Source organism: Agromyces sp. GL_144 (assembly GCF_057834305.1).
In genome coordinates this window covers 3,774,723-3,795,434 of the sequence record NZ_CM174399.1, presented here as the reverse complement: position 1 = coordinate 3,795,434, position 20,712 = coordinate 3,774,723, and the positions used below count along the sequence as shown (strand labels likewise).

22 protein-coding genes and 1 pseudogene are annotated in these 20,712 nt (G+C 70.7%); 12 read left to right on the top strand and 11 right to left on the bottom strand.

The genetic code is table 11. The features are described from left to right. Window positions 1-2: 2 nt before the first annotated feature. The gene (gene arfB, locus AC3IPY_RS17430) at window positions 3-440 is read right to left on the bottom strand and encodes an alternative ribosome rescue aminoacyl-tRNA hydrolase ArfB (RefSeq protein ID WP_489185527.1); all 438 of its coding nucleotides are present in this window, start codon (window positions 438-440) and stop codon (window positions 3-5) included. A gap of 39 nt (window positions 441-479) precedes the next feature. Then, window positions 480-848 carry a VOC family protein gene (locus AC3IPY_RS17425; protein ID WP_489185526.1) on the bottom strand — a complete coding sequence of 123 codons (369 nt, stop codon included), beginning with the start codon at window positions 846-848 and terminating at the stop codon, window positions 480-482. Between the two features lie 63 nt (window positions 849-911). Here AC3IPY_RS17425 and AC3IPY_RS17420 point away from each other — a divergent pair, with 63 nt between their 5' ends. From AC3IPY_RS17420 to AC3IPY_RS17410, 3 genes are all read left to right on the top strand, one after another. Further along, window positions 912-1,400 carry a MarR family winged helix-turn-helix transcriptional regulator gene (locus AC3IPY_RS17420; RefSeq protein ID WP_489185525.1) on the top strand — a complete coding sequence of 163 codons (489 nt, stop codon included), beginning with the start codon at window positions 912-914 and terminating at the stop codon, window positions 1,398-1,400. A 92-nt stretch (window positions 1,401-1,492) separates the two neighbouring features. Next, window positions 1,493-2,209 (top strand): DedA family protein, encoded by a 717-nt coding sequence (locus AC3IPY_RS17415; protein WP_489185524.1) that lies wholly within the window; start codon window positions 1,493-1,495, stop codon window positions 2,207-2,209. Between the two features lie 125 nt (window positions 2,210-2,334). Next, on the top strand, window positions 2,335-3,609 hold the full coding sequence (locus tag AC3IPY_RS17410; protein WP_489185523.1) for a hypothetical protein: 1,275 nt from the start codon (window positions 2,335-2,337) through the stop codon (window positions 3,607-3,609). Between the two features lie 69 nt (window positions 3,610-3,678). Here the strand turns inward: AC3IPY_RS17410 and AC3IPY_RS17405 are convergent, their stop codons facing one another. Further along, a complete protein-coding gene (locus AC3IPY_RS17405; protein ID WP_489185522.1) occupies window positions 3,679-4,278 on the bottom strand; it encodes an antibiotic biosynthesis monooxygenase in 600 nt (199 codons plus the stop codon). A 167-nt stretch (window positions 4,279-4,445) separates the two neighbouring features. On the opposite strand from AC3IPY_RS17405, the gene AC3IPY_RS17400 reads away from it, so the two are divergent. Then, window positions 4,446-4,598 carry a hypothetical protein gene (locus AC3IPY_RS17400; RefSeq protein ID WP_489185521.1) on the top strand — a complete coding sequence of 51 codons (153 nt, stop codon included), beginning with the start codon at window positions 4,446-4,448 and terminating at the stop codon, window positions 4,596-4,598. Between the two features lie 11 nt (window positions 4,599-4,609). Here AC3IPY_RS17400 and AC3IPY_RS17395 read toward each other — a convergent pair whose 3' ends face one another. The 3 genes from AC3IPY_RS17395 to sigK form a co-directional block, all read right to left on the bottom strand. Continuing rightward, on the bottom strand, window positions 4,610-6,238 hold the full coding sequence (locus AC3IPY_RS17395) for an MFS transporter (protein ID WP_489185520.1): 1,629 nt from the start codon (window positions 6,236-6,238) through the stop codon (window positions 4,610-4,612). A gap of 185 nt (window positions 6,239-6,423) precedes the next feature. Beyond that, window positions 6,424-7,266 (bottom strand): anti-sigma factor, encoded by an 843-nt coding sequence (locus AC3IPY_RS17390; protein WP_489185519.1) that lies wholly within the window; start codon window positions 7,264-7,266, stop codon window positions 6,424-6,426. Further along, window positions 7,263-7,853 carry an ECF RNA polymerase sigma factor SigK gene (sigK, locus tag AC3IPY_RS17385; protein ID WP_489185517.1) on the bottom strand — a complete coding sequence of 197 codons (591 nt, stop codon included), beginning with the start codon at window positions 7,851-7,853 and terminating at the stop codon, window positions 7,263-7,265. Before sigK ends, AC3IPY_RS17390 begins: the two co-directional genes overlap by 4 nt. Window positions 7,854-8,253: 400 nt before the next feature. On the opposite strand from sigK, the gene AC3IPY_RS17380 reads away from it, so the two are divergent. From AC3IPY_RS17380 to AC3IPY_RS17370, 3 genes are all read left to right on the top strand, one after another. Then, window positions 8,254-8,919 carry a fasciclin domain-containing protein gene (locus AC3IPY_RS17380; protein ID WP_489185516.1) on the top strand — a complete coding sequence of 222 codons (666 nt, stop codon included), beginning with the start codon at window positions 8,254-8,256 and terminating at the stop codon, window positions 8,917-8,919. Between the two features lie 107 nt (window positions 8,920-9,026). Next, window positions 9,027-9,443, top strand: a complete 417-nt coding sequence (locus AC3IPY_RS17375) for a DUF4383 domain-containing protein (RefSeq protein WP_489185515.1) — start codon at window positions 9,027-9,029, stop codon at window positions 9,441-9,443. An 11-nt stretch (window positions 9,444-9,454) separates the two neighbouring features. Continuing rightward, window positions 9,455-10,165 (top strand): TrbL/VirB6 family protein, encoded by a 711-nt coding sequence (locus AC3IPY_RS17370; RefSeq protein WP_489185514.1) that lies wholly within the window; start codon window positions 9,455-9,457, stop codon window positions 10,163-10,165. Window positions 10,166-10,427: 262 nt separating this feature from the next. Here the strand turns inward: AC3IPY_RS17370 and AC3IPY_RS17365 are convergent, their stop codons facing one another. Both AC3IPY_RS17365 and AC3IPY_RS17360 read right to left on the bottom strand, forming a co-directional pair. Continuing rightward, on the bottom strand, window positions 10,428-10,799 hold the full coding sequence (locus tag AC3IPY_RS17365) for a DoxX family protein (RefSeq protein ID WP_489185513.1): 372 nt from the start codon (window positions 10,797-10,799) through the stop codon (window positions 10,428-10,430). Window positions 10,800-10,825: 26 nt separating this feature from the next. Then, window positions 10,826-11,431 carry an LUD domain-containing protein gene (locus tag AC3IPY_RS17360; RefSeq protein ID WP_489185512.1) on the bottom strand — a complete coding sequence of 202 codons (606 nt, stop codon included), beginning with the start codon at window positions 11,429-11,431 and terminating at the stop codon, window positions 10,826-10,828. Between the two features lie 123 nt (window positions 11,432-11,554). Between AC3IPY_RS17360 and AC3IPY_RS17355 the strand changes: the two genes are divergently transcribed. Continuing rightward, window positions 11,555-12,139, top strand: a complete 585-nt coding sequence (locus AC3IPY_RS17355; protein WP_489185511.1) for a TetR/AcrR family transcriptional regulator — start codon at window positions 11,555-11,557, stop codon at window positions 12,137-12,139. Between the two features lie 46 nt (window positions 12,140-12,185). Here the strand turns inward: AC3IPY_RS17355 and AC3IPY_RS17350 are convergent. Next, window positions 12,186-12,590 (bottom strand): annotated as a pseudogene (locus AC3IPY_RS17350) (transposase); the annotation flags it as partial. Window positions 12,591-12,660: 70 nt separating this feature from the next. Between AC3IPY_RS17350 and AC3IPY_RS17345 the strand changes: the two are divergent. Together AC3IPY_RS17345 and AC3IPY_RS17340 are read left to right on the top strand one after the other, a co-directional pair. Further along, window positions 12,661-13,911 (top strand): RHS repeat-associated core domain-containing protein, encoded by a 1,251-nt coding sequence (locus AC3IPY_RS17345; protein ID WP_489185510.1) that lies wholly within the window; start codon window positions 12,661-12,663, stop codon window positions 13,909-13,911. A 22-nt stretch (window positions 13,912-13,933) separates the two neighbouring features. Continuing rightward, window positions 13,934-14,239: a hypothetical protein gene (locus tag AC3IPY_RS17340; RefSeq protein ID WP_489185509.1), complete on the top strand. Its 306-nt coding sequence runs from the start codon at window positions 13,934-13,936 to the stop codon at window positions 14,237-14,239. 93 nt (window positions 14,240-14,332) lie between these two features. Here the strand turns inward: AC3IPY_RS17340 and AC3IPY_RS17335 are convergent, their stop codons facing one another. Both AC3IPY_RS17335 and AC3IPY_RS17330 read right to left on the bottom strand, forming a co-directional pair. Next, complete coding sequence (locus AC3IPY_RS17335) at window positions 14,333-15,340, bottom strand: YihY/virulence factor BrkB family protein (RefSeq protein ID WP_489185508.1); 1,008 nt, start codon at window positions 15,338-15,340, stop codon at window positions 14,333-14,335. A gap of 164 nt (window positions 15,341-15,504) precedes the next feature. Continuing rightward, window positions 15,505-16,506: an alpha/beta hydrolase fold domain-containing protein gene (locus tag AC3IPY_RS17330; RefSeq protein WP_489185507.1), complete on the bottom strand. Its 1,002-nt coding sequence runs from the start codon at window positions 16,504-16,506 to the stop codon at window positions 15,505-15,507. Window positions 16,507-16,890: 384 nt separating this feature from the next. On the opposite strand from AC3IPY_RS17330, the gene AC3IPY_RS17325 reads away from it, so the two are divergent. Then, the gene (locus tag AC3IPY_RS17325) at window positions 16,891-19,482 is read left to right on the top strand and encodes a DEAD/DEAH box helicase (protein ID WP_489185506.1); all 2,592 of its coding nucleotides are present in this window, start codon (window positions 16,891-16,893) and stop codon (window positions 19,480-19,482) included. A gap of 167 nt (window positions 19,483-19,649) precedes the next feature. Further along, window positions 19,650-20,462, top strand: coding sequence for a collagen-like triple helix repeat-containing protein (locus AC3IPY_RS17320; protein WP_489185505.1), 813 nt, complete (start codon window positions 19,650-19,652; stop codon window positions 20,460-20,462). Window positions 20,463-20,712 lie beyond the last annotated feature (250 nt).

The window sequence follows — 20,712 nt, the reverse complement described above, 5'->3', positions numbered from 1 at the left end:
GGTCAGTCCTGGGGTGGGCGACGCAGTTGCTTGACGTCGGTGCGCCGCTTCTTGGCGTCGAGGCGTCGTTCCTTGGCGCCTCGAGTCGGCTTGGTCGGCCGCCGCGAGGGTGACGGCGGCCGCAGCGCATCGGCCACGACGGCGGCGAGACGAGCGCGCGCGGCCTCCCGGTTGCGCAGTTGCGCGCGGTGCTCGGATGCCGCGATCGTGAGGACCCCGTCGGCGATGCGATTGCCCAGCCGCTCGAGGATCCGCTCACGCTGGAGCGGGGAGAGCACGGGCGACCCCGCGGCATCCCACACGAGCTCGACGCGCGAGTCGGCGGTGTTCACGCCCTGCCCGCCGGGGCCGGATGACCGCGAGAAGCGCCACGACAGCTCGGACTCGGGGATCGTGAGCCCGGCATCGACCCGAAGGCCGGGACGGTGGGCGGCGGGCATGGAACCATCATGCTCCACCGCTCGAGACGCGGCCGCTCGTCAGGCCCGGTCGTGGAGGGTGATCTGGTAGCCGTCGGGGTCGGCGAAGGTGAAGGTGCGACCGAACGGGCCGTCGATGGGTGCCGCGACGATCGTGTGGCCGTCGGTGACGAGCGCGTCGTGGATGGCCTGGACGTCGGTGGCGTGGAGCCAGATCGCGGCCCCGATGCCCGGCTGGGGTGCGGCCGCGAGATCGGTGCCGGGAACGAGGTCTCGAAGCGCGAACGCGATCGGGGACGTCTCGAAGACGACGGCGTGAGGCGGACCGGCCTGCGAGCGGACCAGGCCGAGGTACTGCTCGTAGAACGCCTGCGATGCGGCGAGGTCGCGAGCCTGGAGGGAGATGAAGTCGGGGCCGGTGACGGGCATGGGATGCTTCCTTCGGTACGTGTCAGGTATCTGACATGAACCACCATATGTCAGAATACTGACATGAGTCAAGACGGCATCGACCTCGAGACGTCCCTGGGCTACGTGCTGAAGGAGGCGTCGAGCGCCCTCCGTGCCGCCATGGAGGCGGTGCTGCGCCCGCTGGGCATGACCGTGACGCACTACTCCTGCCTCGAATTGCTCGCGCAGCGACCCGGCCTGTCGAACTCCGAGCTCGCGCGCGGGACCTTCGTGACGCGGCAGTCGATGAACGTGCTGCTTCAGGCCCTCGAACGGGACGGCTCCGTGACCAGGCCGGTGGAGGCGCGCGTCGGAAAGATCCTTCCCGCCCAGCTCACGCCACGCGGTCGGCGGGCTCTCGAGGAGGCGACCGTCGCGGTGCGGTCCGTCGAGGTCCGGATGCTGCGGGGCATGACGAAGGAGGAGCGGGCCGATGCCCTCAGGATGCTGCGGAGCATGGCCCGTTCCCTGAGCGAGGACGACGGCGAGGACACGAACCGCCGAGAGACGCCCGAGGCATCCGCTCGCTGATCGCGGTGAAGACCCAGCATCCGTTCACCATCTGTCGATAACGTGGGCCGCCCGACGGGCATCCTCCACCGACCGCCGACTATCGGAGCCGCATGACTCCCCTGACGACCTTCGCGACCACCGCCCTCGCGACCACGACCCTCGAGACCGCCGACCACGGCTTCACGGGCCTCACCGGCTTCGCCGCCGACATCCTGAACGCCATGGGCGATGTCGGCGTGGGCGTGCTGGTGTTCCTCGAGGTGCTCATCCCGCCGATTCCGAGCGAGGTGATCCTGCCGTTCGCGGGCTACCTCAGCCAATCGGGCGACCTGCACCTCGGATGGCTCATCCTCTGGTCGACGCTCGCATCCGTGCTCGGCGCGCTGCTGCTCTACGTGCTCGGCGCGGCCATCGGCATTCGCCGCGCCATCGACTGGATCGCGTGGACCCGCCTCGTCAGCCGCACCGACCTCGAGCGCGGGGCCGAATGGTTCCACCGCCACGGTCGTTGGTCGGTGCTGTTCGGCCGCATGATCCCGGGCGTGCGCAGCCTGATCTCGCTCCCGGCAGGGGCCGATCGGATGCCGCTGCTCACGTTCGTGCTCTTCACGGCGCTCGGCTCGGCGGCCTGGAACTCCCTGCTCATCGGTGTCGGTGCCGCGCTCGGAACCCAGCACGAACTGCTCGACCACTGGCTGCAATACCTCGACTACCTCGTCTACGGGGCGATCGGCGTCGGGCTCGTCGTGCTGGTCGTGCGGCGCATTCGCGAGCATCGAGGTGCGGTCGCGGCATCCGCTCGCGATGCTGCCGGCGACGGGGTCTGACGGCGGGCGACGGCATGCCCGACGGCCTCGTTACGCAAGCGTGACGACGCCGCGTGGCGCCGGGGCCGTCGGCGCGGGTACAGTCATGCAGCCGTGCTGTGCGGCCCCGAACGAAGGCTGACCGCATGACCGACGACGCGACCGCGCCAGGCGCCACCGAGACCGCGCCAGGCACCACCGAGACCGCGGCCGATGCCGTGCCCGCCGCGCCCGCCGCCGCGCTTGCCGCGCCCGCCGCGCCCGCCGAGCACGACCCGGCCGAGCCCCGGCGCCGCCGCACCTGGTGGATCCCGGTGCTCGCGGTCGGTGTTGTGCTGCTCGGTGCGACCGGCACGTACCTGGCATCCGGATGGTTCGCGCACACGGTGCGCAACGAGCACATCGTGAAGGTGGCCGAGATCGAGCAGCGCACCGAGGATGCGCTCGGCGACCTGAAGGCCGCGATCACCCGCGCATCCGACGCGGGCGACCGAGCGGCGCGCGTCGCGGCGGTGGCCGTGGACGGCCTCGGATCCGACGAGCTCGCCGACGAGCTGGACGCCGCGGCGACGACGGCGACCGAGGGCGCCGGCACCAGGATCTCGCCGCTGCCCGACCCGATCGCATACGACGAGAGCGACGTGCGCCCGGCCTGGATCAGCATCGTCGAGCTGCTCGAGACGCGCGACCGCGGCAACGCGCTGCTCGCCGAGCTCGAGACGTTCTCCGAGGACGCGACGTCGATCGACACCGCCGCGGCGCTCGCCGAGGACGCGCGCGTCGCGTTCTACGCGTCGGCCGCCGAGAGCGCCGCAGACGCGCTCGAGGCGAACGCGGTCGCCACCTACGAGTCGCGCATCGCCGTGCAGCACGGCATCGACCAGGCGGGCGACGGCTGGGCGGAGGAGCCCGACAGTGTGGGCGCCTACGCGCAGCTCTCGAAGGCCGTCGACGCACTGCGCGTCTCCGGCGAGGCCGAATCCGCGCGCCGAGCCGAGCCCGAGTACGCCGAGCGCGGGCCCGTCGAGGAGTTCGCGCGCTCGATCGCGCACGGCGTGAACCTCGACTTCACCTGGGCGTACACGGTCAACGACCACCCGAGCGACGGGTGGTACGCGGGCAACGCCAGCTACCGCTACACCGACGGCGGCTGGGCCGCGATCCAGTTCAGCCACAGCATCGGCTGGGACTGGACCGACGACGTCAACGTGAAGGCCGTCATCGTGCACGAGGTCGGGCACGCCCAGGTCGTGCGCGACGAGTGCGATCCGCTCTTCACCGGCCCGGTGTTCGCCGGCGACGACGAGATGTGGGCCACCGCGTGGGCGATCGCGTCGGGGTACGACGTCGAAGGGTCCGGCATCCAGGCCTACGGCCGGCCGTCGGACGCGCAGATCGCCGAAGCCGCGAAGTGCATCTGACGGGCGCGCGCCCCGGTTCGGCGCGCGCGCCCTTCGGCGACTGACGGGCACCCGGCCCGAGGCATCCGCTCAGGTGGTGCGCGGCGCGAGCCAGCCGCGCAACGAGCGCGTGACGAACGGCAGCACCCAGTACGTCATGATCGGCGTGAGCACGAGGGTGGTCGCGAGCACGCGGAGCCAGATCGGCAGTTCGCCCCAGCCCGGCACCGGGGTGACCAGGTAGGTGAAGACGAGGTTGACCGGGAAGAAGCCGAGCCAGATGGTGACGGCCTGCTTCCACCGCGGGGGCGCGGGCGGCAGGTCTTCGGCGTCGGATGCCGCGGCGGGATCGATCGCCGGAACGGAACCGGTCGGCGGCTCGTCGAACCAGCCCTCGATGCCGGTGCGACGACGCGAGCGTTCGGAGCGCACGAGGCCCTCGCCGGTGGCGAGCCACGCCCTGCGTTCGTCGGAGTGCTCCCAGGCGTCGAGCGTCTGCTCGCTCGAGAAGCGGTAGAGCACGTGCCAGACATCGGAGTCCTCTGCGGCGCGCACCCAGCCCGAGCCGAGGAACCCGGGGAAGCGGTTCGCCCGGTTGATGCCCGCCTGCACCCAGGCGGTCACCTCGGGGATGCGATCGGGGTCGACCTCGCGCCGGATCGACACGGTGACGGGTTGGTTCGTGGTCATCTGTGGTGGCCTCTCGTGGCCCGCAGGGGTGGCGCGGGGATCGGAGCGAATGCAGCGGGGTCCCTCGGTGTTCCGTGGGCCCCCGCGGCGTCCTCAAGTGTAGGCAGACCGGGTTACGCGTTCGTTTCGCGTCGATAGGCTGCGCTGGTGAGTGGGCCGGATCCGTCGTGCGCGTGGGCCAGGGCGTCTGGCGCACATGGCGTTGCTCGCCCGACAGCGACGGCGAGCTGCGCTGGCTGTGCATCCGGGCCGGTGGCACCGAGCTGCCCGAGTTCCCCGACGACTCCGAGCGCGGCCCCCATCGTCCGATGCCCTGGTAGCAGGGAGGTCGTCACTCGGCCGACGGGTCAGGGATCTCCTCCGGTCGGTACTTCGGCAGCCTCGACGCGGGGATCGCCGCGACCGCGCTCAGCCCGGCCAGGATCAGGAATCCGAGCCGCAGCGTGTGCAGGCGCTCCTCCTCGTTGAGGGCGACGGCCGCGTCGACCTGCGCCGGCGTCGCCGTGGTCTCGCTCAGCACGGCCTTCAGGTCGTCGTTGCTGACGAAGTTCACCTCGTCGAGGTCGACCTGCGCGATCAGGTCGCCCGGCAGGTCGGGGTGCTCGGTGGCGGCGTTCGTGATGTTCAGCGTCAGCATCGTGACGAGCAGGGCGCCCATGACGGCGGTGCCGACCGCCGAGGCGAGGTTCTGCGTCGTGCCGCGGATCGAACCGACGTCGCCGGCGAGCTCCTTCGGCGCGGCGGTGACGAGCACGTTGAAGACGAGCGTGACGAGCGCACCCTGGCCGATGCCGAAGACGATGAGGCCGAGGATCGTCGGCACCGTCTCCCAGTTGTTCGTCACCACGAACGAGAGCCAGACGAGGGCGACCGTCGTGAGGCCGAACGAGAAGAGCGCGATGCTGCGCGGGCTGAAGCGGCCGTAGAAGCGCACGATGAGGGTCGCCGTGACGAACACGGTGAGGTTGAACGGCATCATCGCGAGCGAGGTGTCGAAGGGCGTGCGGCCCTGCACGACCTGGATGTAGGTCGGCACCGTGAAGTTCACGGCCGCCTCCATCGACACGATGATGAACATCGCGTACACCGCCGCGCGCTCGCGCTTGTGCCCGAGCACGCTGAGGTCGACGAGCGGCACCAGCCCGCGACGCATCCGTCGCCTCGTCCAGAGGAAGAACGACTGGCCGAGCACGAGCCCGACGACGACGAAGACGGGTGCGGGCGAGAGCCCGATGACGTCGAACGGCGCCCCGGGCTCGGCGAGCAGGATGCCCCAGGAGTTGAGGTTGTTGAACCCGAGCGTGAGCAGCACGATCGCCGCGCCGATGAGCAGCGACGCGACGAGGTCGATGCGCACGGACTTGTCGCCGCGATCCGAGCGCAGGCCGAAGCTCAGCGCGAACACCGCCACGGCCAGTGCGAGCGTGATGAAGAAGATCGGCCGCCATCCGACGAACGTGCCGAGCGTGCCGCCGATGAGGAAGGCGCTGATGCCCGAGAACGCCCTCGCCGAACCGAGCGAGCCGACCGCGGTCGCCTGCTGGGTGCCGCGGTAGTTCTCGGCGATCAGCGCGACGAGCGCGGGAACGATGATGGCCGCCGCGGCGCCCGCGAGCACCTGCCCCGTGATGGCCCACCCGATCGTCGGGGAGACGATCATGATCAGCGAGGATGCCGCGAACACGACGAGCACGCAGCGGAAGATGAGCACCCAGCCGACGCGCTGCCCGAGCTTCGCTCCCGTCATGACGAGGGCCGCGACCGCGAGGCCGTAGACCACGATCGTCGTGCTCGCGACCGTCGGCGGCACCCCGAAGTCCTCGACCATGCCGCCGAGCGAGATCGGCAGGGCGGCCACGTTGAACGACATGAGCACCTGGGCGAGGAAGAGCCCGACCATGGGCGCCCACGATCGCCGCTCCTGCGTCGGCGCCTGCTCGGATGTCACGGAATCGGTCATCGGTTGCCCCCTCGGCTTCGAACTCGCATGCCCCTCGAGTCGGGCGCGAACGCCCGGACGTCCCTCAGTCTGGCGCAGGAGGGCACGTCGGCGCGACGGCTCGGATGGAGATTTCTCGACCGAATTGTCGAAAGTTTCGCGGGCTGCGTCGTGCGGTGCGTCTGCGACGCGTGTTCGCCGGGCGCTCAGGTCTGGATGACGGCGACCGGGTCGGTGGTGGGCTGCTCGGAGCCGCCGGCCGGCTCGACCGTGATGCCCACGGCTGTGCCCGGGGCGAACTGGCCCTCGAGGATGCGCCAGGTCTCACCGTCGCCCGCGACGTCGAACGTGCCCGCCGAGACCGCACCGGCCTCGTCGATGTACCAGAGCTCGTAGGTGTGCTCGTCGCCGAGCGCGCTCAGACCGTCGGCGATGATGGCGCTCCGGCCCTGTTCGGCCGACGTCACGAGGGTGACCTCGCCGCCGCCGGTGACGGGTGCCGTGAGCTGCTGGGCATCGGATGCCTCGGCCAGGGCCGTCATCTCGCGCTGCGCACCCCAACCGTTCGGGCCGAACCAGTTCACGCCCACGACGGCGACCGCGATGAGCACGACGACCGCTGCGGCCGAGGAGAGCACGACCGCGAGGCGCCGCCGGCTGCGGCGCTCGCCGAGGTCGGCGACGGGTGCCGGCTCGGCGTCGGAGTCGGCGGCGGGGTCGGCCACGATGGGGCCGGGGTCGGCGGGCGATGCCGGCTCCGCGGCATCCGCTCGCCCTGCCTCGGCGGCTCGCTCCTGCGGTGCCGAGTCGAGGCGATCGAACAGGCCCGCCTTCAGTGACGGCGGGGGAGCGATGGGTTCGGCGGCCTCGCCCAGGCCCGATGCGATCGCACGGAACGAGTCGACCTCGGCCTGCAGCTCGGGCGAACCGGCGAGGGCGCGTTCGAACCGCGCGCGCTCGAACCCGTCGAGCGCGTCGAGGGCGTACGCCGGGGCGAGGTCGAGGAGCTCGCGCAACTCGTCGCCCGTCGGGCCTTCGGCTCGGCTCATGTCGTCACCCCCAGTACGTCTCGCAATCGGATCATGCCATCTCGAAGCCGGGTCTTCACCGTGCCGAGCGGCACCTCGAGTCTCGTCGCGATCTCGGACTGCGTGCAGCCCCCGTAGTAGGCGAGCGCGATGCACTCCCGCTGGGCGGGGCTGAGCGAGGTGAGCGCCTCGGCGACGCGCTCGTGCTCGATCGCGATCTCGGCGGCCTCGGCCACGTCGTCGACCGGCACGTCGAGGTCGCGGATACCGGCCTTGAGGTCGCGATCGCGCGAGGCCTGCGACGCCCGCACGCGGTCGACCGCCCGCCGGTGCGCGAGCGTCAGCAGCCACGGGATCGCCGCGCCGCGCTCGGGATCGAACCTGGCGGCCGTCTGCCATGCCTCGAGGAACACGTCCTGCGTCACCTCCTCGGCCTGGGCCGCGTCGACGAGCAGGCGGCGCACGAGTCCGAAGACCCTGGCGGCCGTCGCGTCGTAGAGGGCGCTGAAGGCGTCGCGATCGCCGGCCGCCGTGGCGACGAGCAGGTCCTCGAGCGCGCGGGGGTGCCCCCCGGGTTGCTCAGCGACGTCGACCACGGTTCCCAGCATGTCAGAGCGCGGCCCGGTCGACCGCCCCTTGCGGGGCGGGGCGGGTCGCGATAGGAGCGCATGGGTCATCCGAACGTGGGAGGGGCGGGGGCGGGGTCGGCGCCGGGCGGCGCGGCGACGGGGAAGGCGGTCACGGGGACACCTCGTCTCGGGAGTCGACGGGTATTCGGAGCCGACGGCGGATCCGATTGGATCGGGGCGGATGCGGCGGATATCGCGGATGTCGCGGATGTCGCCGGCGCAGCCGAATCGGTGCCGGAGTGCGGAATCGGTCGCGCCGATCCCGCACTCGGGCACCGAAACACGGTCGAGAGGCAATTCCGTCCAATCCGATCTGCGAGCCCCTCCGAATCCCCCGTGTCGACCCGCTCCGGGCCGGCCACTACGAAGGGGAGATCCGATGCGATCCATCCGCAGCACCCGTACCGCGCTCGCCGTGTTCTCGATCGCGGCCGTCGCCATGCTCGGCCTGGCAGGCTGCAGCTCAGGCGGTAGCACGTCGACCGAGTCCGAAGAACCCACGATGTCCGAGGAGGCCGCCCCCAGCGAGGAGGCCACCGAGATGGACCCCGCCGCCGACCTCGTCGGCCCCGGCTGCGCCGCCTACGCCGAAGAGGTGCCCGACGGCGCCGGATCGGTCGCCGGCATGGCCGAGGACCCGGTCGCCGTCGCGGCGTCGAACAACCCGATCCTGACCACGCTCACCGCGGCGGTCTCGGGTCAGCTGAACCCCGACGTGAACCTGGTCGACACGCTGAACGGCGACGAGTTCACCGTCTTCGCGCCCGTCGACGACGCGTTCGCGAAGATCGACCCCGCCACGATCGAGGCGCTGAAGACCGACGCCGACACCCTCACGTCGATCCTGACCTACCACGTCGTGCCCGGCCAGCTCTCGCCCGATGAGGTCGTCGGCACGCAGACGACCGTGCAGGGCGGCACCGTCGAGGTCACCGGCTCTGGCGACGACCTGATGGTCAACGACGCCAAGGTCATCTGCGGCGGCGTGCACACGGCCAACGCGACCGTCTACCTCATCGACACGGTGCTGATGCCGTCGATGTAGTCGGCTCACGCGGGGTGCTCCGCCGCGCGGTGAAGCACCCCGCACCCCGCACCGATCGAACGAACGTCATGTCGCGGCATCCGCCCGCGAACCTGAGGAGGAACATCATGGGAAGCTCTGTCAATCGCATCGTCGGCGCCGTGTTCGGCGCGGTCTACCTCGTCGTCGGACTGCTCGGCTTCGCCGTCACCGGCGGCGTCGGCTTCATCGCCACCGAGGGCGGGCTGCTGCTCGGCGTCTTCGCGGTGAACCCGCTGCACAACATCGCCCACCTGCTCATCGGTGCGGCGCTGCTCGTGGCCGCCATCGTGAGCGCGCGTGCGGCCAAGACGACGAACACCGTCGTCGGCGCCGCGTACCTGCTGCTCGGCATCGTCGGGTTCTTCCTGGCGGGCACGGCGGCGAACATCCTCGCGCTGAACACCGCCGACCACTTCCTGCACCTCGCGAGCGCGCTCGTGCTGCTCGGAGTCGGCGTCGGTGCCGAACGCTCCGTCTCGTCGACTCGCACGGCGACGGCCTAGGGAGCCCGGCCGTGTCGGCACTGAGCGACCTCACGCGATGCTGGCCCATGTTCGCCGCACTCGGCGCCGGGCTCGTGCTCACCGCGGTGGGCGCCGGTGCCCTGGGTGCCTCGGTCTGGGGGACTGCGGCGGCCGTCGCGCTGGTCGGGAGCGGCGTCGCCGCCCTCGGCTGGGGCGTGGCGGCGCTGCGGGCCGGCCGGGCACCCACTCCCGGAGGCACGCTCGCCGTGTCGCTGGGGCTGATCGCGGCGTCCGGGGTTGCGTTCGTCGCCCCGGGCGTCGCCTCGGCGGCGGGCATCGCGGTGCTGCCGCTGCTCGCCGCCGACGTGTTCATCGTCGTCGTGGCCCTCGGGGCGGCTGCGGCGCTGCGGTCGCGACGCGACGGCCCGGTACGCGATGGCTCGGCACACGATGGCTCGGCACGCGACGCCTCGCGGAATGACGGGCAAGCGGATGCCGCGGGGCGGCGCGACTCGGACGCCGCGACCGACGGGCGAGCGGATGCCGCGGCCGGGCGCCGCACGGACGCCTCGACCCCGCTGCGCTCGGGCGCCCGCGCCTCGGCGATCGGCATGGCGGCCGGGGCGGTGCTCGTCGCCGCGCTCGCCACGCCCGCGCTCGCCGCGACGGAGGCCGGTCAGGACGCCGTTCCGCACGGCGAACTGCACGGCGACGTTCCGGGCGGCGACGCCCCTGGTGGCGATATCGGCCACCACCACTGACCCCGCCTCCATCGCGTGCCGGCGACGCGCGCGGCGGAGGCGGCCCAGAGACGGCCCCGGGCTCCCCGATCCCGGGGCCGTCGTCATGCCCGCGTGCCGTGCCGAGCGCGTGGCCGGAATCGCGTGGCCCGAGCCGCGTGGCCGGAATCCCGTGGCCGGTACCGTGAACGCGAGCGAACGCGACGAGTGCGCACAGGCCGCGGCCGCGCACTCGTCGCATCCACTCGCGCTCGCCCAGGTTCGGGCGAGCGCGGCCCGCGGGTCAGAGGGCGACCGTGCGCGCGATGGCGACGAACAACGACCCGGCGATGAGCAGCAGCCCGAACGGGAGCCCGGCGAACTCGCGACGGCGGAGGTGCACGCTCACCGCGCCGATCATGAGCGCCGCGAGCGCGTAGCCGGCGATCGGCGTCAGCACGGGCAGGATGCCGAGTGCCCACGGCAGGATGAGTCCGATCGCGCCGAGCACCTCGGCGAGGCCGATGAGCTTGATGGCCCGCGGGCTGAAGTCGCCCGCCCACCCCATGTTGGGATTCTCGAGGATCTTCTCCTTCGACTGGATGAGCTTGCTCGCCCCGGCGCCGCCGAGGATGAGGGCCACGAGGCCCGAGACGATCCACACTGCGATGTCCACTGTCGGTTCCTTCGTCGTCTACCGGCTCAGAAGCCGACGGCGCGGTTCACGAGCACGAGGTGGATGCGGCCGGGCATCTCGGCGTGGATCTCGAGCACCTTGTTCAGTCGGCTGTCCTGCCCGTAGGCCTCGCGGGCGCGCGCGCTCTCGAGCGGCAGGCTGTGCTCGCGCACCCGGCGGCGGGCGGCGTCGAGGTCGGGGACGACCTTCTGGAGGCCCACGACCAGGATCACGTTCTGCGCGCCCCAGGCCAGGGTCGCGAACTGGCTTCCGGAGGCCGAGCCGATGAGCAGTTCGCCCTCCTGCGTGATCGCGTGAACGCTGCCCAGCGCGTAGTCGGGAGCGCCGGCGATCTCCTTCATCCGGCGGCTGGCGAAGTTCTCCGCCGTCATCGCGAGGCGGACGGACTCGTAACGGCCTTCGGGGTCGTCGACCTCGGCGGTGAGGCCGGACTCGTCCAGCGTGATGGACGTGTTGCGCCACACCCTGGCGCCGTTCGGGATGCGGGCGAGCACGGCATCGCGTGCGGCCGGCAGGTCGGGCACGACCTCGGCGGTGAACCCCCGCGCCTCCAGCGCGGCGACGGTTGCGGCGACGACTTGCTCATCGGGGACGACATCGAACTGCGACATATGGCTCTTGACTCTCTTTCGAAATAAACGGACTATCCCCCGTTTCTTAAATGGAACGCTACCCCGTTTATGCTGGAGTGTAAAGTCGACCGAACTTCACTCGACGAGAGAGGGTGCGTGCACGTGAGCACCGAGCGAGCCGATGCCGTCCGCAACCGGGCGCTGCTCATCGCGACCGCGCGCGCCATGCTGGCCGACGAGGGCATCGAGAAGATCACCATGGACGCGCTCGCCGAGCGCTCCGGTCTGGGCAAGGGCACGGTATTCCGTCGGTTCGGCACCCGTTCGGGCATCTTCATGGCCCTGCTCGACGACGGTGAGCGGGGCTTCCAGGCGCGCGTGCTCTCGGGCCCGCCGCCCCTCGGCCCCGGGGCCGGACCCCGCGAACGGCTGATCGCGTTCGGAACCGCCCGCCTGCACTTCCTGCACCAGAACCGCGCGATCGCCCGTGCCGCGCTCGACGGCCGCACCCCCGTGCCCGCCGGCCCGCCCGCCCGCATGACCCAGCTGCACCTCCGGATGCTGCTCCGGCAGGTGCCTATCGCCGACGCCGATCTGGATATCCTCGCGATGCAGCTCACGGCCGCGCTGGACGTGCCGCTCCTGCTCTACGCCGCCCCGCAGGAGGACGAGCGTGCCGAGCAGGCCTTCCTCGAGCGGCTGGCGAGCGGCTGGGAAGACCTCGTCCGCCGGCTGACGCCGGCGTGAGGCGACGATCCGCCGGACGCCACTAGATGAGTGAGTCCGTTTGGTCTCAGTGGTCGTAGGCGATGAGGGATCGTTTGGCGGGGGCGTCGGTGAGCCAGTTGTGCCAGATGCCGGCGGCGAGGGCGAGGAGTCTGGCGGCGACGCGGGAGTAGACCCCGGCAGGAGTGCGTCCGCCGTGATCTTCGAGGGTGAGCTGGCCTTTCAATGTGTCGAACACGGACTCGACCCATTGCCGGATGCCGCCGAGCTTCCCGAACCGCGGGGTCTCGTCCTTGCGGTCGGGTCGGATCAAGTGCGCCCGCAGGTCGTGGGTGACGAAGCTCTCGAATTCGCGGCCAGCGAAGCCCTTGTCGCCGATGATGACCTGCCCGGGTCGGATCAGGTGCCGGTCGTGTTCCAGCATCGCCTGGGCTGCTTCGCGTTCCCCGATCTTCGGGTTCGCGACAGACCCCACGGGCACGGCGACCGGGTACGAGTGGGACGTCGAGGGCGAGCTGACCGCGACCGGTGACGCCTCGTTCGTGTACGACGCGGGCGGGGACCGGTTGGTGCGTGCGGATGCGTCGGGGACGACGGTGTATCTGGGCGGTCAGGAGATCCGCATCAGCGGCAGTGACGTCCAAGTCACCCGCTACTACCAGTTCGCGGGGCAGACGGTTGCGGTGCGCACCGGGCGCGGTCTCGGGTCTGCGGTCACGTCGTTGGTCAGCGATGCGCATGGGACGCCGGTTGCGGCGGTGTCCAATGGTGGGCATCCGGCGGTGACGCCGGTGAAGCGGTTGTATACGGATCCGTTCGGTGGCAGGCGGGGGGCTTCGGCTGCGGGCACGGTTCCTGGTGATGGTCAGTTCTTGGGCAAGACGAGGGATGAGTCGACGGGGCTGACGTTGTTGGGGGCGAGGTATTACGACGAGGTCGTGGGTGGGTTCCTCAGCCCGGATCCGATCATCGATCTTGCTGACCCGCAGCAGTGGAACGCGTATGCGTATGCGGGGAGCAATCCGGTGAGCCGGTCGGATCCGTCGGGGCTGCTCGCGCTCGGGGCCAGAGATGACCAGGGGTACAACGCGCGTACGGGCAAGACCAGCACTATGGGACATACCGCCTCCTCGGATCAGGTATGGGATTCCGTGGCAACGCAGCTCAAGGAAGTCATTGACTCGTTCGACGGGAGCTGTTCGCAGTTGACGGCGTCGACGACGCTTATCGGTTGCGGCAGCCAGAGAGACTTCACGGCCGAGCGAGACGACGTTGTTGAACTCCTACGCGTCAACGCATCTTCCGCATTGGAGATGATCGGTACTCACTGCATGGCAACCAACTGTTATGGCCTTGGGCTGGTGTTCGGCGGGGCAATTGCCGCGCGGAGCGGTACCACGGGCGCAAAAGTCGTAAGCTCGAACGCAGACGACGTCGCTAGAAGTGCAGACCGCTTACTCGGTGAGCTAGCTGCTTCCGGGGTAAAGCACACGCCAGGGAGTGTCGTTGGTGCGGCGAGGGACGCAACGGGCCGCATCGATTTCCTTGAGACTGGCAATTCGAAAGCAGGCCTTACCCATATCCTGGAACGCCACGCAAGCGACTTCGGCCGCGCAGGGGTGCCTGAGAGTGAGATCGCGGACCTGGTCGTCTCTGCGGCCTCCCGTGGGATCGTAGTAGGCATGCAGCGCAGTCGACCCATCTACGAGGTGGTGTTCCGTGGCGAGATAACCCGAGTTGCGGTGACAGTCGGTGACAACGGATTCATCGTGGGGGCTAACCCTGTTGGCTGATGCGCATCTGAAAATTCGAGTCATGGCCGAATACGAGTCGTATCCGTTGTGGGTTGAGGATCCTTTAGGAGTGACGAACGTTTCGCCGGACGCGATTGGACTTCCGGCAGAGATTGTGACCGACCTGGAGAATTGGTCGGCGGAGTATGACGTCACTTTCAACTCAGTGAATCCCTTGCTCTCGGGGTTCGCTGGTATCGACGATGAGCGTGCGTTCTACGCGAGAGGTCTTGCAATCGCACATTCGGTTGCTGCGGCGCTTGGCCCGGATGTCGAAGTGTTCTACTTCGATGCGATCGAGTCGGTAGCGAAGCGTGTGGTCGGTTGAGTGCTACGGAAGGTGAAGCGCCCCTGGATTCCTGGAGGGCCGGATTCCCCGAGGGGATGATCGTGGAGGAGACCCTTCTAGGAGGAGACACTTCTACACGAACGACTCCGTGTCGACCGGCGGGCGCAGCTCGGCGGCGGCGCGCATGTCGGCCTCGCGCTGCTTGCGGTTCTTGCGGATCATGCGGTCGTCGCGCAGTGGCAGGTGCAGGTGCTCCTCGGCCGGGATGCCCGAGCGCAGCTGGCGCACCCGTTCGACCTCGGTGTCGAGCACGGCGCCGAACAGGATCGCGAGGTTCGAGAGCCAGAACCAGAGCATGAATGCGACGGCGACGCCGAGCACGCCGTAGTTGCGCTCGTAGGTGCCGAAGCTCAGCGCGTACCAGCCGAAGAGCACGGTCGCGATGGCCCAGATCAGCATCGCGCCGACCGCCCCGACGCTGAACCACCGGAAGTTGCGGCGCCGCACGTTCGGCGTCGCCCAGTAGAGCAGCGCGATCGTGAGCGCCATCAGGGCGAGCGCGAGCGGGATCTTCGCGAGGTCCCACCAGAACACCACGCCCTCATCCATGCCGAGGGTCTTCGCCGCGGCATCCGCAATCGGACCGCTGAGCAGCAGGATCAGGGCGAGCGCTCCGCCGAGCACGAGCGCGGCCGCGGCGACGAGCAGCATGAGCGGCCGCGACGTCCAGAACGGACGGCCCTCGCCGACGTGCAGGATGCGGTTCATGCCGCGCCCGAACACGCCGAGGTAGCCCGAGGTCGACCAGAGCGCGCCCGCGAGTCCGACGAAGATCGCGAACCACTGGTGCGACTTGTCGAGCAACTGCTCGACCGGCCCGGTGAGGGCGCCCGCGACCGAGTCGCCGCCGAGGTCGGAGATGACGGCGAGCACGTCGCGGGTCACGTCCTGCGCCGTGCCGAACGCGCCGAGGATCGCGAGGCCCGCGAGCGTCGCCGGGAACACCGTCAGCACCGCGTAGTACGTGAGCGCCGACGCGATGTCGTACGACTGGTTGATGCGGAACTCGTGCCAGGTGCGAACGGCGATCAGGCGCCATTCGTGCCTCGAGACCCGGATGGGGGAATCCTCGTGCGTCATCTTCGCCTTCCTCGGGTGAACGGCTCCCGCCGATGATCGCATCTGCGCTCCGTCAGGTCGAGTGGTTGCGATCGGCGTGCGGATGCCGCGGGGCGGGCGGATGCCGCGGGGCGGGCGGATGCCGCGGGGCGGGCGGATGCCGCGGGCCGTCGTCGCGGCGATGCTCAGCCGAGGTGCGCGTGCAGGAACGCCGCGACCCGGGCGCGCATCGCCTCGTCGAGGATGCCGATCGAGTGCTCCGAGCCCGGCACCACCGTGAGCTCGACGTCGACGCCCGCGGCCTCGAGATCGGCGGCGAGGTGCTGCGACTGGCCGAGCGGCACGATCTCTCGCTCGGCGTGCCCGATGAGGAAGGGCGGGTCGCTCGCGTCGATGAACGTCGCCGGCGAGGCATCCGCCGCCTGAACGCATGCGTCGTCGGCCGCATCGACCTCGCAGCCGAGGTAGTCGGCGACGATGCCGCGGAGCCACGTCGAGGCTCCGTCGGCGCCGAGTTCTTCGGTGGTGAGCCCGACCGGCCCCGAGAACTCGGCGACGGCCGCGACCCGCGAACCCTCGTCGAGCGGGCCGTCGCCGGTCGTGCCGAGCAAGGCGGCGAGGTTGCCGCCCGCGGAACCGCCGAAGGCGCCGATGCGGGCGGGATCGAGGCCGAAGCGACCGGCCTGCTCGGGGGCGCGCAGCCACTCGACGGCGAGGGCGACGTCGTCGATGGCCGCGGGGAAGCGCACCTGGGGCACGAGCCGGTAGTTGACGGATGCCGCGACGAAGCCCTCGCTCGCGAGCCAGACGCAGACGTTGCGCCAGTCGGCGTTCGCCTTGTCGCCGCGCGCCCAGCTGCCGCCGTGGATCGACACGACCGCCGGGAGCGCCGTGACGTCGTCGGTGGTCAGCGCCGCCGCGGCGGCGGGCGCGGCCTCGGCGGGCATCGCCGCCGGGCGGCAGACGTCGAGCGTCAGCAGCGTGCCGTCGTCGCGCACGCCGTACTCCACGTCTTCGTCGACGGTGATGCCCTCTGGTGCCGTGAACGTGCGGATGCCGACCATGGCGGGCGTCGTGAGCTCGCTCGCGGAATCGGCCCCGTTCGGGTCGATCTCGCGGAACTGCTGGTGGAAGCCCGAGAGTGCGGACACGCCGACGATCGCCACGAGTGCGGCAGCGGCGGTCACCAGGACTCGCCGGGAGCGAATGCCGGAGCCGCCTGCGTTTCGGGTCGAGGTCACCAGGGCTCCGGGTTCAGGGGTGCAGTGATGCTACTCCGCGCAGCACGCGCGACCAACTCGGCGAGGAAGCCCCGAAGCCGCCGCGCCGCGACGGGCGTTCGCGCCGGTGCACGGCGGTTTCTCAGCGGCATCCGCTATTCTTGAGAGGTCGGTTCTGGACACCGCACATGTCGTGCGGATGGGTTTGTGAGTCCAGGGGCCGGTTTCGGGGCAGTCGCCCTCGAATAGTCACCGTATGTGAACGGCCCCGGTCGACGATGTTCCGGGTTCTCAGCGCGCCGCCCCGCGGCAGTACTGCCATGTACTTGAAGTAACCCAGAAAGCATCGCCATGCCCAAGAACAAGAAGCCCGCCGGCGGCCGACCCGCCAAGAACTTCGACCCGTCGTACGCGAAGGGCGGCAAGTCCGCCGGAGCGCGGCACGGGTCGTCCAAGCCCGGCTCGCGCAGCGCCGGCCACCGCGGCTACCGGCCCGAGGAGGCCGAAGCGCCCCGCGCCAAGGACCGCTGGTCGCGCGACGAGCGCGTCTCCGCCGGCCGCTCGCCGCACCGCGCCGACCGCGACGGCCGTGACGACCGCGCACCCCGTTCGTTCGATCGCAACGATCGCAACGACCGTCCGGCGCGCTCGAACGACCGTGACGACCGTGCTCCCCGCTCGTACGATCGCGGTGATCGCAACGACCGTCCGGCTCGCTCGTTCGACCGTGACGACCGTGCGCCCCGTTCGTACGACCGCAATGACCGTCCTGCCCGTTCGAACGACCGCGATGACCGCGCCCCTCGTTCGTTCGACCGCAACGACCGCGCCCCGCGTTCATTCGACCGGAACGACCGCAGCGACCGCGCGCCCCGTTCCTTCGATCGTGATGACCGTGGGCCCCGCCGTGAGGGCGACCGCGCTCCGCGTTCGTTCGATCGCAACGACCGCAACGACCGTCCGGCCCGTTCCTTCGACCGCAACGACCGGCCCGCCCGTTCGTTCGATCGTGATGACCGTGCGCCCCGCCGTGAGGGCGACCGCGCTCCGCGCTCCTTCGACCGCAACGACCGCAACGACCGTCCGGCCCGTTCCTTCGACCGCAACGACCGGCCCGCCCGTTCGTTCGACCGTGACGACCGTGCTCCGCGTCGCGAGCAGGGCGACCGCGCTCCGCGCTCCTTCGACCGCAACGATCGCAACGACCGTCCGGCCCGTTCCTTCGACCGCAACGACCGGCCCGCCCGTTCGTTCGACCGTGACGACCGCGCCCCGCGCCGCGACTTCGACCGCACCGAGCGCCCCGCGCGCAACGACCGCCCCGAGCGCCCCGCGCGCCGCGATTTCGATCGCCCGGGCTTCCAGGACTCCGAGCGCCGCCCGTCGAGCTTCTACCCGGCGAAGGACGCCGGCACGCACTTCACCCCGAACGACGACGTCGTGCTCGAGCGCCTCGAGGCCGAGGCCATCCAGGCCGGCGACGTCGACGGCGTGAGCTTCGGCGACCTCGGCCTCGGCCAGAACGTCGTGCGCGTGCTCGCCGAGCTCGGCGCCGCCGCGCCGTTCCCGATCCAGGCCGCGACCATTCCGGTCGTGCTCGAGGGTCGCGACGTGCTCGGCCGCGGCAAGACCGGCTCCGGCAAGACCATCGCCTTCGGCGCCCCGACCGTCGAGCGCCTCATGACGCTCTGGGCACAGTCGGGCAAGGCCGGCGGCAAGCGCCAGATGGGCCGCAAGCCCCGCGCGCTCATCCTCGCGCCGACCCGCGAGCTCGCGCTGCAGATCGACCGCACCGTGCAGCCCATCGCGCAGAGCGTCGGCCTCTTCACCACGCAGATCTACGGCGGCGTGCCCCAGGGCCGCCAGGTCGGCGCGCTGCAGCGCGGCGTCGACATCGTGATCGGCACCCCCGGCCGCATCGAGGACCTCATCGAACAGGGCCGCCTCGACCTCAGCGAGATCGCCATCACGGTGCTCGACGAGGCAGACCACATGTGCGACCTCGGGTTCCTCGAGCCCGTGCAGCGCATCCTGCGTCGCACTGCGAAGGGCAGCCAGAAGCTCCTCTTCTCGGCCACGCTCGACCAGGGCGTCGCGACGCTCGTCGACGAGTTCCTCGTCGACCCGGCCGTGCACGAGGTCGCCGGCGAAGACCAGGCCTCGTCGACGATCGAGCACCGCGTGTTCGTCATCGAGAACCGCGAGAAGCGCGACATCGTCGCCCAGCTCGCGAACCGCAAGGGCAAGACCCTCGTCTTCAGCCGCACCCGCGCCTTCGCCGAGGACCTCACCGACCACCTCGAGGACTACGGCATCCGCGCCGTCGCCCTGCACGGCGACCTGAACCAGGGGCGCCGCACGCGCAACCTGCAGCAGCTCACCTCGGGTCGGGTCGACGTGCTCGTCGCCACGGATGTCGCGGCCCGCGGCATCCACGTCGACGACATCGACCTCGTGATCCAGGCCGACGCGCCCGACGAGTACAAGACCTACCTGCACCGCGCCGGCCGCACCGGCCGCGCAGGCAAGGAGGGTCGCGTCGTCACGCTCATCCCGCGCAACCGCCAGCGTCGCATGACCGACCTGCTCGACCGCGCCGAGATCGACGCGCCGTTCGAGTTCCTCGCGTTCGGCGAGGAGGCGTTCCCCGAGGACGCGCCCGGCTACCAGGCTCCCGTCGCCGAGACCGTCGAGGTCGAGGAGGAGACGATCGAGGTCGTCGAGATCGACGTCGAGGTTCCGGATGCCACGGCTGACGCCCAGGTCGATTCCGTGGAGCTCGAGACGACCGAGGTCGCATCCGACGTCTCCGGTCAGGAGCAGCCCGACACCGCCGACACCCCCGACGTGCTCGAGGAGGCCGACGAGACGATCGGCTCCGACGACGAGCAGGCCGCCGACGAGGCATCCGTCGCCGACGACGCCGAGAAGCCGGCCGTCTGAGGCATCCGCTCGCCCTGAATCGCAGAACAGGCCCTCGTCCAGTCGGACGGGGGCCTGTTCCCGTCGCGGTGCACGGCGAAATCGGGTGCGCGCCAATAGCATGAGCCGAAGCGCTCTCCTCCGGACACCGCGGGTGAGGGCGACCGAGCGACGTGGAGGGGCACGACATGACCGACGACGGCAACCCGCAGAGCACGCCGCCCGCCTCGCCGGATCCGACGGATCCGACCGCGGGCGCGACCGCGCCGACGAGCGCCACGCCCACGAGCACCTCGACGACGGATGCCTCGCCCGAGCCGGGCACCGAGAAGAAGCCGGCGGGCGTCAGCGCGGCGATGCTCGTCTGGGTGGGCGTCGGCGTCGTGCTCCTGTCGTTCGTGGCGGCGTTCCTGGGGTCGTGGCTCGCGCAGTCGGCCGATTCGACCGAGGCCGCGGCGACACCCGCGCCGACGCCGACCTACGCCTACGACGAGGCCGCGTACGAGGATGCCCTCGAGGAGATCCTCCCGGCAGGTTCCGCGGTTCGCGCCGGCACCGGCGTGCCGGAGGAGGGCAAGGGCTACGAGGGCGACGTGTTCATCGACATCTCGAGTTCCGACGTGTACCTCTTCCAGGACGGCGAGTGGACGCTCGTCGGCAACATCCGCGAGTCGGCGGCCGAGAACCTGACCGGAGCGCCCGGTGAGCAGGGTGCGACCGGCGAGACGGGCGCACAGGGCGAGACCGGTGCGACCGGCGAGACCGGTGCGCAGGGCGAGGCCGGCGCGCCGGGCGCACCGGGCACCCAGGTGCTGCTCGGCGTGGGGGAGCCCGACCCGAAGACGTGCACCGCCGACGGTGACATCTTCATCGACACCGCGACCGTGTCGTTCTACGAGTGCTCGGCCGGCAGCTGGACGCTCTTCGGTCCGCCGTCGGATCCGGCGCCGCCGACGGAGGCCGCGCCGGCGCCCGAGCCCACCGACGAGCCGGTCGAGTAGGCGCGCCGGCGGCGTACCGAGACCAGCGCTCGGGGTCTCGATACGCTTCGCTGCTCGACGGGCGAGGCCTGATCGGTGAAGGCCCGCATCCCATCGGATGCGGGTCTTCGCCATGCGTGACACCCGTTCGGGTTGCGCGCGGCATCCGTCATTGCGTACTCTCCTTTCCTAACCGAACAATCGGTCAGGAAGTCGGGCGACGCAGACGACTCCGACCGCCATCCCCTTCCCCAACGCCAGAACAACGGAG